Annotated in this window: 16 protein-coding genes; 7 read left to right on the top strand and 9 right to left on the bottom strand. The window is 54.8% G+C overall.

Annotated features, from left to right (window positions below):
• Positions 1-160 precede the first annotated feature (160 nt).
• Positions 161-973 (top strand): endonuclease NucS domain-containing protein, encoded by an 813-nt coding sequence (locus KGB29_RS00985; RefSeq protein ID WP_150813691.1) that lies wholly within the window; start codon positions 161-163, stop codon positions 971-973.
• Positions 974-1138: 165 nt separating this feature from the next.
• On the top strand, positions 1139-1705 hold the full coding sequence (locus tag KGB29_RS00980; RefSeq protein WP_150813692.1) for a GIY-YIG nuclease family protein: 567 nt from the start codon (positions 1139-1141) through the stop codon (positions 1703-1705).
• Positions 1706-1952: 247 nt separating this feature from the next.
• On the opposite strand, the gene KGB29_RS00975 is transcribed toward KGB29_RS00980, so the two are convergent.
• On the bottom strand, positions 1953-2522 hold the full coding sequence (locus tag KGB29_RS00975; RefSeq protein ID WP_057715323.1) for a YSC84-related protein: 570 nt from the start codon (positions 2520-2522) through the stop codon (positions 1953-1955).
• 414 nt (positions 2523-2936) lie between these two features.
• Here KGB29_RS00975 and KGB29_RS00970 point away from each other — a divergent pair, with 414 nt between their 5' ends.
• The gene (locus KGB29_RS00970; protein WP_150813693.1) at positions 2937-3164 is read left to right on the top strand and encodes a hypothetical protein; all 228 of its coding nucleotides are present in this window, start codon (positions 2937-2939) and stop codon (positions 3162-3164) included.
• On the opposite strand, the gene KGB29_RS00965 is transcribed toward KGB29_RS00970, so the two are convergent.
• A complete protein-coding gene (locus tag KGB29_RS00965; RefSeq protein WP_057716630.1) occupies positions 3127-3696 on the bottom strand; it encodes a carboxymuconolactone decarboxylase family protein in 570 nt (189 codons plus the stop codon). The genes KGB29_RS00970 and KGB29_RS00965 overlap by 38 nt on opposite strands.
• Positions 3697-3769: 73 nt before the next feature.
• Between KGB29_RS00965 and KGB29_RS00960 the strand changes: the two genes are divergently transcribed.
• The 3 genes from KGB29_RS00960 to KGB29_RS00950 all read left to right on the top strand — a co-directional run bounded on the left by KGB29_RS00960 (position 3770) and on the right by KGB29_RS00950 (position 5295).
• Positions 3770-4087 carry a winged helix-turn-helix transcriptional regulator gene (locus tag KGB29_RS00960; protein ID WP_057715325.1) on the top strand — a complete coding sequence of 106 codons (318 nt, stop codon included), beginning with the start codon at positions 3770-3772 and terminating at the stop codon, positions 4085-4087.
• 223 nt (positions 4088-4310) lie between these two features.
• Positions 4311-4604 carry a hypothetical protein gene (locus tag KGB29_RS00955; RefSeq protein ID WP_057715330.1) on the top strand — a complete coding sequence of 98 codons (294 nt, stop codon included), beginning with the start codon at positions 4311-4313 and terminating at the stop codon, positions 4602-4604.
• 130 nt (positions 4605-4734) lie between these two features.
• Positions 4735-5295 (top strand): hypothetical protein, encoded by a 561-nt coding sequence (locus KGB29_RS00950; RefSeq protein WP_057715331.1) that lies wholly within the window; start codon positions 4735-4737, stop codon positions 5293-5295.
• Positions 5296-5331: 36 nt separating this feature from the next.
• Here the strand turns inward: KGB29_RS00950 and KGB29_RS00945 are convergent, their stop codons facing one another.
• The 5 genes from KGB29_RS00945 to KGB29_RS00925 are packed head-to-tail and all read right to left on the bottom strand — an operon-like array spanning position 5332 to position 10366.
• Positions 5332-5649 (bottom strand): cytochrome C oxidase subunit IV family protein, encoded by a 318-nt coding sequence (locus tag KGB29_RS00945; RefSeq protein WP_057715332.1) that lies wholly within the window; start codon positions 5647-5649, stop codon positions 5332-5334.
• Between the two features lie 13 nt (positions 5650-5662).
• Positions 5663-6376, bottom strand: coding sequence for a heme-copper oxidase subunit III family protein (locus KGB29_RS00940; RefSeq protein WP_057715333.1), 714 nt, complete (start codon positions 6374-6376; stop codon positions 5663-5665).
• Between the two features lie 6 nt (positions 6377-6382).
• Positions 6383-7075 carry a cytochrome c oxidase subunit 3 gene (locus tag KGB29_RS00935; protein WP_150813694.1) on the bottom strand — a complete coding sequence of 231 codons (693 nt, stop codon included), beginning with the start codon at positions 7073-7075 and terminating at the stop codon, positions 6383-6385.
• Positions 7072-8844 carry a cytochrome c oxidase subunit I gene (gene ctaD / locus KGB29_RS00930; RefSeq protein ID WP_150813721.1) on the bottom strand — a complete coding sequence of 591 codons (1773 nt, stop codon included), beginning with the start codon at positions 8842-8844 and terminating at the stop codon, positions 7072-7074. Before ctaD ends, KGB29_RS00935 begins: the two co-directional genes overlap by 4 nt.
• Positions 8845-8893: 49 nt before the next feature.
• Positions 8894-10366, bottom strand: coding sequence for a c-type cytochrome (locus KGB29_RS00925; protein WP_150813695.1), 1473 nt, complete (start codon positions 10364-10366; stop codon positions 8894-8896).
• A 314-nt stretch (positions 10367-10680) separates the two neighbouring features.
• Between KGB29_RS00925 and KGB29_RS00920 the strand changes: the two genes are divergently transcribed.
• Complete coding sequence (locus KGB29_RS00920) at positions 10681-11019, top strand: hypothetical protein (protein ID WP_150813696.1); 339 nt, start codon at positions 10681-10683, stop codon at positions 11017-11019.
• Between the two features lie 944 nt (positions 11020-11963).
• On the opposite strand, the gene KGB29_RS00915 is transcribed toward KGB29_RS00920, so the two are convergent.
• Complete coding sequence (locus KGB29_RS00915) at positions 11964-12890, bottom strand: LysR family transcriptional regulator (RefSeq protein ID WP_223616184.1); 927 nt, start codon at positions 12888-12890, stop codon at positions 11964-11966.
• On the bottom strand, positions 12887-13861 hold the full coding sequence (locus tag KGB29_RS00910) for a quinone oxidoreductase family protein (protein WP_150813697.1): 975 nt from the start codon (positions 13859-13861) through the stop codon (positions 12887-12889). The genes KGB29_RS00915 and KGB29_RS00910 overlap by 4 nt, the downstream gene beginning before the upstream one ends.
• Positions 13862-14067: the final 206 nt, after the last annotated feature.

The following is a 14067-nucleotide window of genomic DNA, read 5'->3' as shown; positions in this document are numbered from 1 at the left end:
TTCTCAGGCGTTTTTCCTGATCTCAGTCAATAGCCACGGCCAGAGGCGGTGTACAAGAACTACAGAACTTGCCGTTCGATCCTTTTCCTCTCTGCCGGTTAGTGACACCGTCGGACGGAGATAGGAAGCTCTATGATTGCCGCAGTCGGAGTTATTCACCATGCATGAGCGAGCCCTTGAGATACTTGTTAGAAGCTGTTTGGAGGATATTTTCGGAACTGGCTGGGGTCTGCTTGCTCAACAACTTTCGCTGCCCTCTGGACGTTTAGATCTGCTAATTGCGGATGGTGCTGGAAATCGTCACCTCATCGAACTGAAGAAGGGGCGCGCTAAGCCGGACGCGATCACTCAAGCCATACGCTATTCCGAAGAACTGTCTGCCTTGCTGGATGGCGCCACAGTAATGCCATGGGTTGTTGCTCATGAGATACCCATCCAAGTCGCGGGGCAAGCCGAAAACGCAGGAGTCAAGACGCTTGCTATCTCATATTCGAAATGTGAGGCACTAATGTTGGCGCGCGGTCTTGGTGAGAAAGATCTTATTGGCGAACGCAGAGCTGCCGGCGTATTACATGGAGGCACTGGAAAGTCAGGCCTATGGGAAGCAATCGACAATGAGGGGGCGTTCAGTGAAATGCCGCACGCCACGGCCTCGCTATTGCGCGGACTCGAAAGGACAATGCATTTCATTGTGCAGTCGGGAAGGATGCAAACCGCTGTTTACTACCGCGGAGTAAAGCTTGGTGGTGTAAATCGCAAGCATCGTCACTGCTACATTTCGTCCGGTGTTGTCCTCCGAAGTGATTTTACTGAGTTTCTTTCGTGCCACGGGTTTAGGCGGAAATGCAAGACCCAGGCATCAAGCTCCCATGAGCATATTTGGTGGGATGTGCCGTTGCAGAATTCCATAGAGTTCGGTTTGGCATTGCAGCAGGCCAAGCTCGTCGTTGATCGCTCACTTCGCTTGATGTAAGTCTCTTTCGATTGCCACAGGAGCCTATCCAACTAGCTTCTCAAGATTTTTGAAGTACTGGTGCGGAAAGTGGATGGATTTATTTTTTCTGCCCTAGAACTGCATGGGGGCAGGCATGGCTAGGCTAAAGAAAATAAAAACGTCCCAACTTTCGGAGTACTGACCATGTCCAATGGGTATCTATACCTGCTCGTCCACAGTGGCGGCGATGTGTTCAAGGTTGGTATCAGCAAGGTGCCTACCAGCCGTCTCCAAAAGCACACCCGCCAAGACTTCATCGTCGCTGAAGGTACGCTCTACAAGCTGCCAAGTATCGAAGCCGCGCGTCACATCGAGTTGCTAATCCTGCGTTCACTACAAAACGCACGCGGTAAGGGGGCGAGTCGCATCACTGATGGCCATACGGAATGTTTTCGTATTGGCTACCTGCGCCTAGTGAGTAACCTCCTCCACGCCGCGCTGGAGTCGCCGTTGGGTAAGGGCTATGAGGTGTGCGACATCGAAGGCCACAGCAAAGTCCCGACCAGAATGAACGGCTGGGACATTCCGGAGGTGCGGGCAGCACGTCTGGACAGCCCGCAATGCAGGGTCAATGGGGTGATATACAAGAGCTTTCGAAATGCATGGATCGAGCTATTCGGAGAAGCAACTCCTGGCCGCCAAACCGCACGGATAAAGTGGAAGAAGGCAGGTCAGCTGGAGATTCGAGGTCTGTTTTTCGAGAGGATTTAAGGACAGAGGAAATGGAGACAGATTTGCTTTCTCGACTCTAAGCCTCCACTCATGCCGACTGGATCTGACAGGCAGCTTCTGGCCGTTTTCTGCCCCGGCGAAAGGCAGCTTTGGGTCGAAACCACACCTCTTTCTACCTGTAATTTTTTCGTTGGCTGTGGTTTGACCAACTCCGCATTCCTGACGGCAACGAGGAGGCTCGCTAGCTGTCGCTCGAGCCTCCAGCTGAAGCGACCGACCGACGGGTTCAACGATCGAGCTTAGTAATTTTTGAACCCTGCAGTCCCAGCCCGGCCATTAAGCCCTTTTGATCAAAGATGAACGCATAAACATCAGACTGAGCCGTTGAAGTAGTCAGCGACTTAGCCATGCCTGAATCTACGACCACAATGCTTGGGCCCACGCCGACCTCAAAGCCATTAACATTTTTCAGATCGTTCATCGCTGAATAGGTCATGAAGAACATCACGTAACCAAACTTCTGCGCGCCCGCCTGAAGACCGTATGAGGCTGCAGTGGTCGAGTAGTATCCCGTGACTTTGCCGTTCTCGATCAATTCGCCTTCGCCATGCTGTGCACCGACGATGAGACCCGCTTTCAGCACATCCGGGAAAACGAGGATACCCTTGGCTTTCTGCGCTAAGACACGCGCTTCCGGCGTACTGATATATAAACTCTTTAACGCCGCTTTTGCCTCCTGATCCATCTGAGCGTTCGCAGCCTTCGCACCAGAGGCGGAAGTCGATTGATCCGTTTGGCACCCCGCAACGATCGCGAAGATAGAAACCAATGCCATTATTTGAAGGTGTTTGATCATGAGGAATACTCTTTTTCTCCCCCCCGCCACTGATGAACCTGCGTGACGACAGCCGTTGCTGGTTAACGTCTAACAGGTCCGACCTTTATTGCGTCGTGCTCACAAACAACTGGACTTTAGCCCTGCTAAGCGTTTGGTCAAATACGATGCGATGAACGCTTCGGATCGGCCCAGCAAAACCAAAATAGATCGCAGTGGTTTTAGACAGCTTCCACCCTCTCTCCGGCGTCGTGCCAACGGAACACAATCCACCTATCGCAGTAGTGATGCGCTAGTACATCACTGGTAATCTTCGCGCCACGTTCGCCAAACATTAAGGGATGGGGGCGAAAATAGAAGCCCCGGAGCCGCGAACCTTCGGGGCTTTGCTTTTTCTGCCTGGTGCTACGCTCACCTCATAACCGAGGATCCGCGATGCCTAATTTTGACCTGCTCCCCTCCCTGCTTCTCAAAATCAACGAAAACCAACTCGCCCTCGAAGCCGCCATCCTGGAACTATCCAACTGGGTTGAGCAGCGTGGGTCAGCTGAGGTCGCCGACAACGTACGCGGCGCCTTGGAGGCGATCGACCGGTTGAATCCACAGCCAGAAGCGGACAGTGAGCCTAAGACGATTGCGCGGTTTCATGACGAAACTCGCTGAACCTCGCCGCGTTTGGCTCAAGCGGAAGAGCCAGACTATTGGCAATATACGATACCGTTCGATAGAAGCCCGCCAGCATGAGCACTTCAAGAATCTGATTGTCATCGAGGTACTTTCGGGCGGCCTGAAATTCCGCTTCGGTCAATGTAGCGCGATCGTGCAGGGCATCGATCGTAGCCAGCAGCACCGCTTCTTCTTCCTTCCAGTATTCCGCCCGGAGTGGATGGTCCAGCGTGTGGCCGATATCGTCTCTGGTCAGTCCGGCGCTCTCAGCGAAAGCCATAACGTGCACACCCCACTCATATTCGCATCCAGTACGCGCGCAGACCCTGTTGATGATCAGTTCCCGTTGACGAAGCGTCAGCAGGTTTCCATCCAGCAATGAACCGCCCCTGAACTTGCGCCACGCCCTCTCGCTGCTGGCGATGGTCGTGAACAACAACAGTGGTGGGACACCCTCCCCCATTATTTTGTCGAACGTTGCCTGGAGTTCTTCTGTGTAGGGTTTGCTGAGTGCTTGAATTCGAGCCACGGTGTACCCTCCGCTATCAAATATGTAGCACCAGTATTCGCTACACAATAAGTAGCACACAAGGGCCATAATTATGAGTGATGAGCAAAACTTGGATTCACGAATGCTAGACGGGCGTCGTCCGATCATGGCGCTCCTGGATGTGCTCGGACAAAAATGGGCCTTGCGGATTATCTGGGAGCTTCAGCACGGTTCACTGAGTTCCCGTGCATTGAGAAGCGCGTGTGGCGATATCTCGCCCACCGTTTTGCAAAGCAGAGTCAATGAGCTCCGAGAGGCGGGCTTCATCGAGTCAAACGATGGCGGTTATGGACTAACACCACTGGGTAAGGAGCTATCGGACTCGTTCTTACCTCTCTACAGGTTCGCCAATAAATGGGCCAATTCGTAGAGTAAAAATAGCGTTTGATTCTCGGCGAAATGTCCCCTTTGGGTCGGTTTCAGCCCCTCACGACAGGCAGTTATCGGCCAAAAATGGCCGGTGGTCGTTGCATTACGATTGTCGCCGACGTTTGGCTAAGCTTAATAAATCAAGGCGAGCTGAAGCCTTGAGTAATAGCGGCCATCAACGGATCTGGATTGGCATCAAGGCGACACTCCCAAGGGAGACGACTATGTATGCGGTTATAAGAACCTACCTGGGTACTGGAGCAAAGCAGCTTTTCGAGTTGTTGGAAGAGCGCAATGCCGACGTCGAAGCGACCCTGCGGACAGTGCCTGGCCTCGTCAGCTACACACTGTTGAATACGGGTGATGGTGGTACAGCGGTGACTGTTTGCACGGACAAGGCCGGCAGCGATGCGAGCCTGAAAGTCGCGCGTGACTGGATTCAGAAAAATGCATCGAATATCCGCGCGAACCCGCCGATCGTGACGGAAGGTCCGGTCATTGTGCAGATCAGCCAGTGACCGGTCCGCAGGATGGTGAGTGCTATACTTTTTTCAAATTGCACCGGGTGTGCAACGTTCCCCACAGTACAGCTGCCAAGTGCTGCCGGACAGAGGAGGTCTGCAGCAAACCCGAGATGGGAGGTGTGGCATGAACCGACACTATTACATCAGTGACAATCTCAACGATCTTGAAAACGTTGAGTATGAATTGGAAGCCAGCGGCATCAATTCCGAACAGATTCATGTACTCAGTGAAAAAGTTGCTGATGTAGAAGAACATCACCTCCACGAGATCAGCTCGCTGATGGAACAGGATGCTGTTCACTCTGGTGAGATTGGTGCGGTGATCGGCGTGCCACTCGCAGCGCTGGTCCTGGGTGGCGCCTATTGGATGGGCTGGACCGAATCCGCCGCAGGCTGGATGCCCTTTATCTTCCTTGCCATTGTTGTATTGGGCTTCTGCATCTGGGAAGGCGGTTTTTTTGGGTTCCAGGTGCCGAACACTCACTTCCGCAATTTCAAACAGGCAGTAAAAGAAGGCAAACATATCTTCTTCGTGGATGTTGAACCGAATCAGGAATCGGTACTGGACCAGGTCATCAAACAGCATCCGAAGCTGAAGATCGCCGGCACGGGAACCGCAGCCCCCCACTGGACAGTGGCCTGGCAGCACAAATGGCATCAGTTCAAGCGAGTGATATCGGGTTAGCGCCTGGGGACTCAAGGCCATCCGAAAGCTGCTTGCCTACTGGCCAAAGAAAATGCCCCTGCTGAGGAAAATATAGTCTGCCTCGGAGGCCATCAGCCCGATAAGCACCAGTAAACACAACGGTGGCACCAGTATGGCGTAGACCAATGCCAGGCGCTCCCATGCCATATGCATGAAGATGGAGACAATCAAACCTGCCTTCAACAACATGAACGTGATGATCAGGGACCACCGAAGGTAGCCATGGAAGTGGAAATAGTCGACAAGGTACGACAGCGTGCTGAGGACGAATAACAGCCCCCAGATTTTAAGGTACAAACTGATTGGATGTTGCTGACCCTGAGCATGTGCCATCACCCGTGCTCCTCTACCATAAATAGAAGAATGCAAAAATAAATACCCACACCAGATCCACGAAGTGCCAGTAAAGCCCGGCTATCTCGACGTTCTGATAGTTGCCGGAGCGCTCATAATCTCCGCGCCATACCTTCAGCGCCACAATGCTGAGGTAGAGGGCGCCGATTGATACATGCAGTCCGTGAAAACCGGTAATCATGAAAAAGCTGGCGCCAAATTGCGCCGCTCCCATGGGGTTCCCCCAGGGACGCACCCCTTCTGCGATGAGCTTGCTCCATTCAAATGCCTGCATGCTGACGAAAGTCACACCCAAGGCAGCGGTCGCCAGCATCAGGGCCGCGGTTTTCGCGCGATTACGGCGATAGGCGAAATTGACGGCCATGGCCATGGTGCCGCTGCTACTGATCAGCACAAAGGTCATGATGGCGATCAGAATAAGCGGGATTTCCTTGCCGCCGATCGTCAATGCGAACACTTCACTGGGGTTCGGCCAGGCGCTGGTGATGGTCATGCGTACCGACATGTATCCGGTCAGAAAACAGGTGAATATAAACGTGTCGCTGAGCAGGAATATCCACATCATCGCCTTGCCCCAAGGCACCTGCTTGAAGGCCTCTTTATCCGAGGACCAATCGCTGGCGATGCCCTGCCATCCCGGTGCAGGCGGCGACCCTGGTGGATTGGATGAACTGGATTCGACTTGGGCTTGTGGGTGCAATGCCATGACTGTTTACCTCAGGCCGCAGAATCTGGCGATGGCTTCATAGGTTTGCGGCGTGCTGGCCAGCAGCGCGAATAGCACGAACCAAAGGCCCAGCAAGTAATGCCAATAGATGGCACAGAGCTCTACGCTGGCGCCAAGTTGCGCCAGTGGCACATGACGCAGAAATCTGGCGACGATCCAGCACCAGGCGATCAGCCCGCCCAGCAGGTGGAGCCCATGCAGGCCGGTCAACAGGTAGAAGAAACTGTTGGCCGGATTGCTGGCGACAAAGTAGCCCCAGGCGACAAACTGCTGCCAGACCCAGAGTTGCCCCGCCAGAAAGGCAATGGCAAACACACCCCCCAATGCAAAACCAATGACCGTTGCGCCCAACCGAGCCTTTCGGGCGGCCATACGCGACCATTGCAGTGCGATGCAACTCAATACCAGAAAAGCCGAATTCAGCCAGAGCGGCCGGAGATTGTCTAACGGCGCCAAAGGCTCTGTCAGGGGTAGCCAGTCTGCCATTTGAGAGCGGGCAATAAAGGCGATCAGGAAGAGGAAGAATAACGAACTCACCACCACCAGAAACAAGCGCAGGCCTACCCTTGCGGTTTGCCTTCTATCGGCATCCTCGGCGGCCGGAATACCCTCAGGGTCGCGACTCCAGCTGCCGCCGGGATCAGCGCCGTCGGCGTTTCTCAATAGCAGCCTGTTCATGTCTTGATGTCCGCCTTGGTTCCGGCACTGAGTTGCCGCATCTGCTCCAGCTCCTCGGCGGAGACCGTTTGCGGCACGAAATCCTGCTCTATCCCCGGCACACTGTAGTCATAGGCCCAGCGATGCACGACCGGCAACTTCGCGCCCCAGTTACCGTGTTTCGGCGGGGTGTCCGGCGTTTGCCATTCCAGGCTGGCCGCACCCCAGGGATTACTGCCTGCGGGCTTGCCCTTGAATGCACTCCAGGCCAGGTTGAACAGGAACAGCAACTGGGAAACGCCGACAGTCAATGCGATCACCGTAATGAAGGCATTCAAGTCTTGCGCGGACTGCGGGATGAACGCGTAGTTTTCATAGGCGTAGTAGCGACGTGGCATGCCCTGGAAACCCAAGTAGTGCATGGGGAAGAAAATGGCGTAGGTGCCCAGAAAGGTTATCCAGAAGTGCAACTTGCCCAGGGTGTCGTTCAACAGGCGCCCGGTGACTTTCGGGTACCAGTGATAAATGCCGCCGAACACCACCAGTACCGGGGCTACCCCCATGACCATATGAAAATGGGCCACAACGAAATAGGTGTCCGAGAGCGGGATGTCCACGATCACATTGCCGAGAAACAACCCGGTCAGACCGCCGACCAGGAAGGTGACGATAAAGGCCAGGGCAAACAGCATCGGCACGGTCAGGTGGATGTCGCCGCGCCACAGGGTCAGTACCCAGTTATAGACTTTCAGCGCCGTCGGCACCGCAATGATCAAAGTAGTGACGGCGAAGAAAAAGCCAAAGTACGGGTTCATTCCGCTGACATACATATGGTGCGCCCAGACCACAAAACTGAGTACGCCAATCGCAATAATGGCCCACACCATCATTCGGTAGCCGAAGATATTTTTACGCGCATGGGTACTGATCAAGTCGGAGACCAGACCAAACGCAGGGAGAGCGACGATGTAGACCTCCGGGTGACCGAAGAACCAGAACAGGTGCTGGAACAATATCGGGCTGCCACCCTGGTGATCGAGCTGCTGCCCCAGCGAGATCATCGCTGGCATGAAGAAGCTGGTGCCCAACAGCTTGTCGAACAGCATCATGACCGCACTGACAAACAACGCCGGGAAGGCCAACAAGGCCATGATCGAGGCCATGAAGATGCCCCATACCGAGAGCGGCATGCGAAACAAGGTCATGCCGTGCGTGCGCGCCTGCAACACCGTGGTGACGTAGTTCAACCCGCCCATGGTGGCGGCGACAATAAAAATCGCCAGTGAGACGAGCATCAGGACAATGCCCCACTCGACCCCCGGTGTCCCCTGGGTAATGGACTGTGGCGGATAGAGCGTCCAGCCCGAACCTGTGGGGCCGCCAGGGACAAAAAAACTGCTGAGCAACACCAGTACCGCCACCAGGTAGAACCAGTAGCTGAGCATGTTGACATAGGGGAAGACCATGTCGCGGGCGCCCACCATCAGCGGGATCAGATAGTTGCCGAACCCCCCCAGAAACAAGGCTGTGAGCAAGTAAATGACCATGATCATGCCGTGCATGGTCATCGCCTGATAGTAAGTACTGGCGTCCATGAACGCCAAACTGCCGGGGAAACCTATCTGCATGCGCATCAAGCTGGACAACACCAGAGCGATAAGACCCACGAAGATGGCCGTCAAGGAATATTGAATGGCTATGACCTTGTGGTCCTGACTCCAGATATATTTGGTCAGGAAACTCTTGGGCTCGTGCAGTGCTTCTGTCTCGGCTTGCTCCGCATAGGCCATCACGTCATCCTCCTGCCGAAGTTTCAGTGCATTCCTGGCTGTTTTACGGCTACTTCCCTGGCTCCGCCTTGCTCGCATCAGCGTCAGCATTCGCTTTGGATTTGATAAAAGCGATCAGTGTATTGAGCTCCTCGTCACTCGGAGCCAGGGCCGGCATGACGGCTGCATAGCCCTTGACGATTTTGGCATTGGGATGCAGAACCGATTCTTTGATATAGCCCTCGTCGACCTTTACGCTCGTATCGTCGGCAAGGGTTTGCGTCTTGCCATACAGGCCCTGCCAGCTGGGGCCGACGCCCTTGTTGCCATCGACACTGTGGCAGGCCAGACAGCCGAGCGAGCCGGCCAGTCGCTGCCCCTGCGCCACCAGGTCTTCACCCGGGCTCGACGCTTCGCCGGTCGAAGGTTCATCGTCTTGCCCCGCAGCACCCAGTGATTTGATCAGGGCGATGACAGCGCCCAGTTCATCGTCTTTGAGAGTATAGGCCACCATCACCGGCGGGTAGCCCTGTACCAGCCGGGCCTTCGGATCGAGAATCGACTCTTTCAGGTAGGCCTCGTCGACCACCGCACTGGTGCCATCGGCAAACTGTTCAGTGCGGCCGTACAGCCCCTTCCATCCCGGGCCGAGACTGGCACTGCCATCCTGGCTATGGCAGGCCTTGCAGCCGAGCTGTTCGACCAACTGGCGGCCTTTTTCCAGCACGCTGTCGCGACCGGGTTTGGCAGTTGTCGTCAATGTCTGCGCAAAAGTCGGCTGGCCTTTGAGCCATTGATCGAAGACGCCCTGCTCTTCCACGATCATATGGCCGCGCATGTTGTAATGACCTACGCCACAAAATTCAGCGCAAAGGACTTCGTATTTTCCGGTTTTAGTTGGCGTAAACCAAAAGTACGACACCATTCCTGGCACCATATCCATCTTGCTGCGAATTTGCGGTACATAGAAATCGTGCAGGACATCTTTAGCCCGCAACAAGACTTTTACCGGCCGGTCGAGCGGAAGGCGAACTTCATTATTCATTACAAGCACATCGTCCTGCCCTGCAGGATCCTTGGGATCAAGGCCGAAGGGATTGGCGGAATCAATAAACCTGATATCCGATTTGCCCAGCTTTGCGTCCTGGCCGGGAAAACGAAAGGCCCACTGCCACTGCTGGGCGACCACTTCAAGTTCGTAAGCCTCTTTCGGCACCCGGATGAAATCGTTGTAGACAACAAGGCCTGGCGCCAACATCCCGGCAATACCGACCGACGTTATGATAATTAGCCACAGTTCCAGCTTTTTATTTTCTGGCTGGTAGGCCGCCCTGGCACCCTCCTTGTGACGATACCGCATCACCGCTACTGCCATGAATACCGTGATGGCAATGAAAAATATTCCGCTAATGATCAGGGTGATGAACAGGGTGGTGTCTATGGAACCCCAGTTGGAAGCTGCCGGTGTCGCGTGCCAAGGCGCCAGTATGTGGAATAGCACTGATGCAATAACGATTAGTATCAGGACAATTGCTATTGCCATTTCCTCTTCATCCTATTCCTGTTGTTCATTGGTTATGCAAAAGCATCGCCTCTGACGTCCAAGCAGGGCAGACAAATACCACCCATCCGGGCGGCAAAGTCAGTAAGAAGTATAGAGCCCATCGGGTTGTACGTGAGGTTGGCAAGCGAGGCCCGGCGACCGGCTATACTGAATGTCTGATGACGGACAGCAGGGTCGGCCAGAAGCGGCGCCAAAAATCGAACCCTGCCCTTGTGCAGTCATCCAACATAAGTGATGGCATCGAGCAGGAACGATAGCTACAGATTCCAGCAATCCACATGGGAGGTTTCGTCATGAGTGCCCTGACGATCGAAGGTTGGTGCAAAACCAGCGGCGCCCAAAAGTCCACCCCGATGGGGGAAGTTCATTTCTACGTCGACGGCCCTCTGCACCTCCGTCTGGAGCAGGCCGAAGAGCGCTTGCAGAAGACCCACGAGCCGGAAGCCATGGTCGATGTCGATATGGACTCGATGGATCTGATCATGCCCGAGGGATACGCCCCCTTGTCCGACTGTCAGATGCGTGTCTATTTGCACCACGAACGCGGACAGTTCCATCTGGTTGGACACCGGGCGAGTGACGGCAGTTTGATCTACACCAATGCGGTGTTGATAGATCAGCTGCTTGAGTAGCGGTTACGTGATTCTCGGCATCGATGTTTCTCCGCGGGTAATGTGCGGTGCCGAAAACTCACTCGTCTATTAAACAGAATTCAGTGTGTTGCTTCGACCGGTTGAAACCACAGTTAGAAGCGGCCCTTCCGCCCCGTTGAATCCACCTCGCCTCAGGGACAAGTAGCCCCTACCAAAAACGATCGGTGAAACAGGGCCGCTACTCTCTCCAAAAATGGGGTACTACACCCACCCAACCAGGCGTTTACCACCAACTTTGAGGAATATTCCCCCCTCCCCCCTTTCTCTCGCTTGAAACCCCTCGCAAACAGCTTGTTAATTAATTTGAGTTTTTTCTTCGCCCTATTGAAATGGCTCATTAGTTGCACCACCCCTGGTACCCGCAACAGCTGTCGTCCCGGACATCATGGAGACGGCGGGGCTCGCCGGATTCGGCATGACGCGAGGGGTAGGAAATGAAACGCGTGACACCACCATGCGGTTCCATCGCCTTACTACCCAAGTCAAGCCTGTGGTGCGTGTTCCACGCAAAAGTGAGGATGAGTGATGGCTTCCACTGATAGATCAATTGCTCGAATCACGAAACGGCCGATGGCCCTTTATAAGCAGCTGGCCGAGTTGGGCCTGATGTTTATCGCGTTGGTGATGACGCTGGCGTTGTCCGCTGTACTGGCGATGGAATTGACCCTTGGAGTGTTCTGACGAGTTATTGCTCATGCGACGAGCGCCCGTTTTACCAGGCACCCATGCAAAGAAAACGGTTATGGGAGGTGTGTCATGTGGAATCAGCCTCTGATGATTGTGGCGATCTACCTTGCCATCACCCTCTGCATCGGCTGGTTGTGGTCCGTTACTATCCTGTATTGGCTTTGATGCAATGCTGATTTTATGAACACACATGACCGGCAGCCATGTGTCGGTCAGGTGAATCGAAGGTCAGCCGGTCAGATGGTCCATGGGGGCGCGGGCGTAAACTTTGACTCAATCCATTGTTTGAACGCGACGACCTCGGCACCCGGAAACTTGGCTGATGGCCTGACCAGGTAGACCCCACCGGCGGTATCCAATTGCCAGTCAGGAAGGACCTGCAACAGTCCCCCGGCAGCAATATCACGGCTCATCAACCAGTCACCTGCCCCCAGTATTCCCGCATCGGCGCAGGCCGCCGCAAGTAATGATTCGCTGTCATTGGCCGTCAGGTTTCCTTTGGGAGAAACCGTCTGCAGTTCATTGCCGCGATGGAGTCTCCACTGAGGAAAAGACGCAAGGCCACTGAAGCGAAGGCAATTGTGCCTGATCAGGTCCTGTGGCGTTTCGGGCATGCCGTGCTTTGTGATGTAAGCAGGCGAGGCACACAGTATCCGGCGATGGTCACTCAGTTTTTTGGCTATCAGCCGGCTGTCGTCCAACTCTCCGATTCGGATCGCCGCGTCAAAACCTTCATCGATGATGTCGACCAGACGCTCGCTATAGTCAGCGATGATCGAAACATGCGGATGAGCCTTGAGAAACTCCGGCAGCATCGGGCCAAGCCAACGCCTGCCCATGGCTGCCGGCAATGCAAGGCGCAAAGTACCGCGGATTTCGCTGGCGCCTTCGGACGCTTGCTGCTGCGCTTCATTCATCAATTCGATGGCTGAACGAAGGCGTTGCTCCAGCCTGGCACCTGTTTCAGTAATTCGAACCTGGCGGGTGGAGCGCTCCACAAGCCGAACGCCAAGGCGCTTTTCCATTGCGGCGAGTCGTTTCGAAACGACTGTTGGGTGTCGCTGCAATAGCCGGCCTGCCCCGACAAACGAGCCTTGCGAGGCCACGGCCAGAAACGCAGCGATTTCGTCGCTGTGCTGATTGTTCAGAACATCAAGATTCATGGTTTTAGAATGATCGCCCCCGATGAACGCCCCGACTCCAGGTCCGCATGCGCCAATGCTGCGTCCGCCAGCGAGTAACTTGCCCGGACCGAAGGTTTGATAATACCTGCACCTATGGCGGCCAACACATCCTGCGCTCGTTCCTGGTACTCAGAGACACTCGCCGTATGGGCTGCCAACGAAGGACGTGTCAGGAACAGCGAGCCTTTGGTATTGAGTGTCGACAGTTCCACGGCTGACGGCGCACCTGATGAGGCTCCGAACGATACCATCAGGCCTCGTGGTCGCAAGCTATCCAGGGATGCCTGGAAAGAAACACGCCCTATCGGGTCATAGACGACGTCGACCATTTTACCCTTGGTGATACGAGCGACCTGGGAAGCCAGGCTGTGCGCATCGAATACCAGGACTTCATCGCATCCCGACGCCAGAGCTTTCTCGACACTGGCCTGCTTTGAAACCACGCCGATCACGGTGGCACCCAAGTGCTTCGCCCACGGCACCATTATTTCCCCCAGCCCTCCAGCCACACCGTAGAGAAGAATGGTTGTACCGGGCCCCACAGGATAGGTGGCTTTCAACAGGTACTGCGCAGTGATGCCCTTGAACATGACGGCTGCTGCATCGTCAAATGACAGCGAATCCGGAATTCTGACCAACCGCTCTGCCGGATAAAGCCGGGCCGAAGCATAGGAACCCAAGGGGCCGGTGGCATAGGCGACGCGATCCCCTACTCGCACGTTGCTGACACCCGCACCCACAGCGGCGACACGCCCCGCGCCTTCCAGCCCAAGCCCAGATGGCAAAGCAATGGGCACCGCCCCTTTTCGTTGGGTAACGTCGAGAAAGTTGACACCTACAGCCTCTTGCTCAAGCCATACCTCGCCCTGGCCTGGCGCTTGTTCGCTCAGTGTCTCCTGGTTCAGTACTTCAGGGTTGCCGAACTGGTTAAACCGGATCGCAGATACCATGGTCATCTCTCCTTCAGTCAGAAGCCGTTATCAAATGAGTGACCTCAGTGTGATAACTGACCTGCTGATGAACAAGACGGGTTGATTGCAGGACATTAATGCACCTGTTGCAGCAATATAATCACGGATAGCACGCTTTACTACGTGGAGCATGTTGGTTTCATTGTGATTTTGGAGATGCCAAAGATTGCCTCCGAGAGTCCTCC

Origin of the sequence: Pseudomonas sp. BF-B-30 (genome assembly GCF_019956305.1) — a bacterium.
Classification (GTDB): Bacteria; Pseudomonadota; Gammaproteobacteria; order Pseudomonadales; family Pseudomonadaceae; genus Aquipseudomonas; species Aquipseudomonas jessenii.
The sequence above is the reverse complement of the archived record's forward strand: the minus strand, read 5'-3'. Positions and strand labels throughout refer to the sequence as shown.

Excerpts from the sequence above, each read along its gene's own strand:
- KGB29_RS00960 (WP_057715325.1), top strand. The coding sequence starts at position 3,770 with ATGAGTGATGAGCAAAACTTGGATTCACGAATGCTAGACGGGCGTCGT.
- KGB29_RS00975 (WP_057715323.1), bottom strand. The coding sequence starts at position 2,522 with ATGATCAAACACCTTCAAATAATGGCATTGGTTTCTATCTTCGCGATC.
- KGB29_RS00925 (WP_150813695.1), bottom strand. The coding sequence starts at position 10,366 with ATGGCAATAGCAATTGTCCTGATACTAATCGTTATTGCATCAGTGCTA.
- KGB29_RS00970 (WP_150813693.1), top strand. The coding sequence starts at position 2,937 with ATGCCTAATTTTGACCTGCTCCCCTCCCTGCTTCTCAAAATCAACGAA.
- KGB29_RS00950 (WP_057715331.1), top strand. The coding sequence starts at position 4,735 with ATGAACCGACACTATTACATCAGTGACAATCTCAACGATCTTGAAAAC.
- KGB29_RS00920 (WP_150813696.1), top strand. The coding sequence starts at position 10,681 with ATGAGTGCCCTGACGATCGAAGGTTGGTGCAAAACCAGCGGCGCCCAA.
- ctaD (WP_150813721.1), bottom strand. The coding sequence starts at position 8,844 with ATGGCCTATGCGGAGCAAGCCGAGACAGAAGCACTGCACGAGCCCAAG.
- KGB29_RS00980 (WP_150813692.1), top strand. The coding sequence starts at position 1,139 with ATGTCCAATGGGTATCTATACCTGCTCGTCCACAGTGGCGGCGATGTG.
- KGB29_RS00935 (WP_150813694.1), bottom strand. The coding sequence starts at position 7,075 with ATGAACAGGCTGCTATTGAGAAACGCCGACGGCGCTGATCCCGGCGGC.
- KGB29_RS00910 (WP_150813697.1), bottom strand. The coding sequence starts at position 13,861 with ATGGTATCTGCGATCCGGTTTAACCAGTTCGGCAACCCTGAAGTACTG.
- KGB29_RS00915 (WP_223616184.1), bottom strand. The coding sequence starts at position 12,890 with ATGAATCTTGATGTTCTGAACAATCAGCACAGCGACGAAATCGCTGCG.
- KGB29_RS00945 (WP_057715332.1), bottom strand. The coding sequence starts at position 5,649 with ATGGCACATGCTCAGGGTCAGCAACATCCAATCAGTTTGTACCTTAAA.
- KGB29_RS00955 (WP_057715330.1), top strand. The coding sequence starts at position 4,311 with ATGTATGCGGTTATAAGAACCTACCTGGGTACTGGAGCAAAGCAGCTT.
- KGB29_RS00940 (WP_057715333.1), bottom strand. The coding sequence starts at position 6,376 with ATGGCATTGCACCCACAAGCCCAAGTCGAATCCAGTTCATCCAATCCA.
- KGB29_RS00985 (WP_150813691.1), top strand. The coding sequence starts at position 161 with ATGCATGAGCGAGCCCTTGAGATACTTGTTAGAAGCTGTTTGGAGGAT.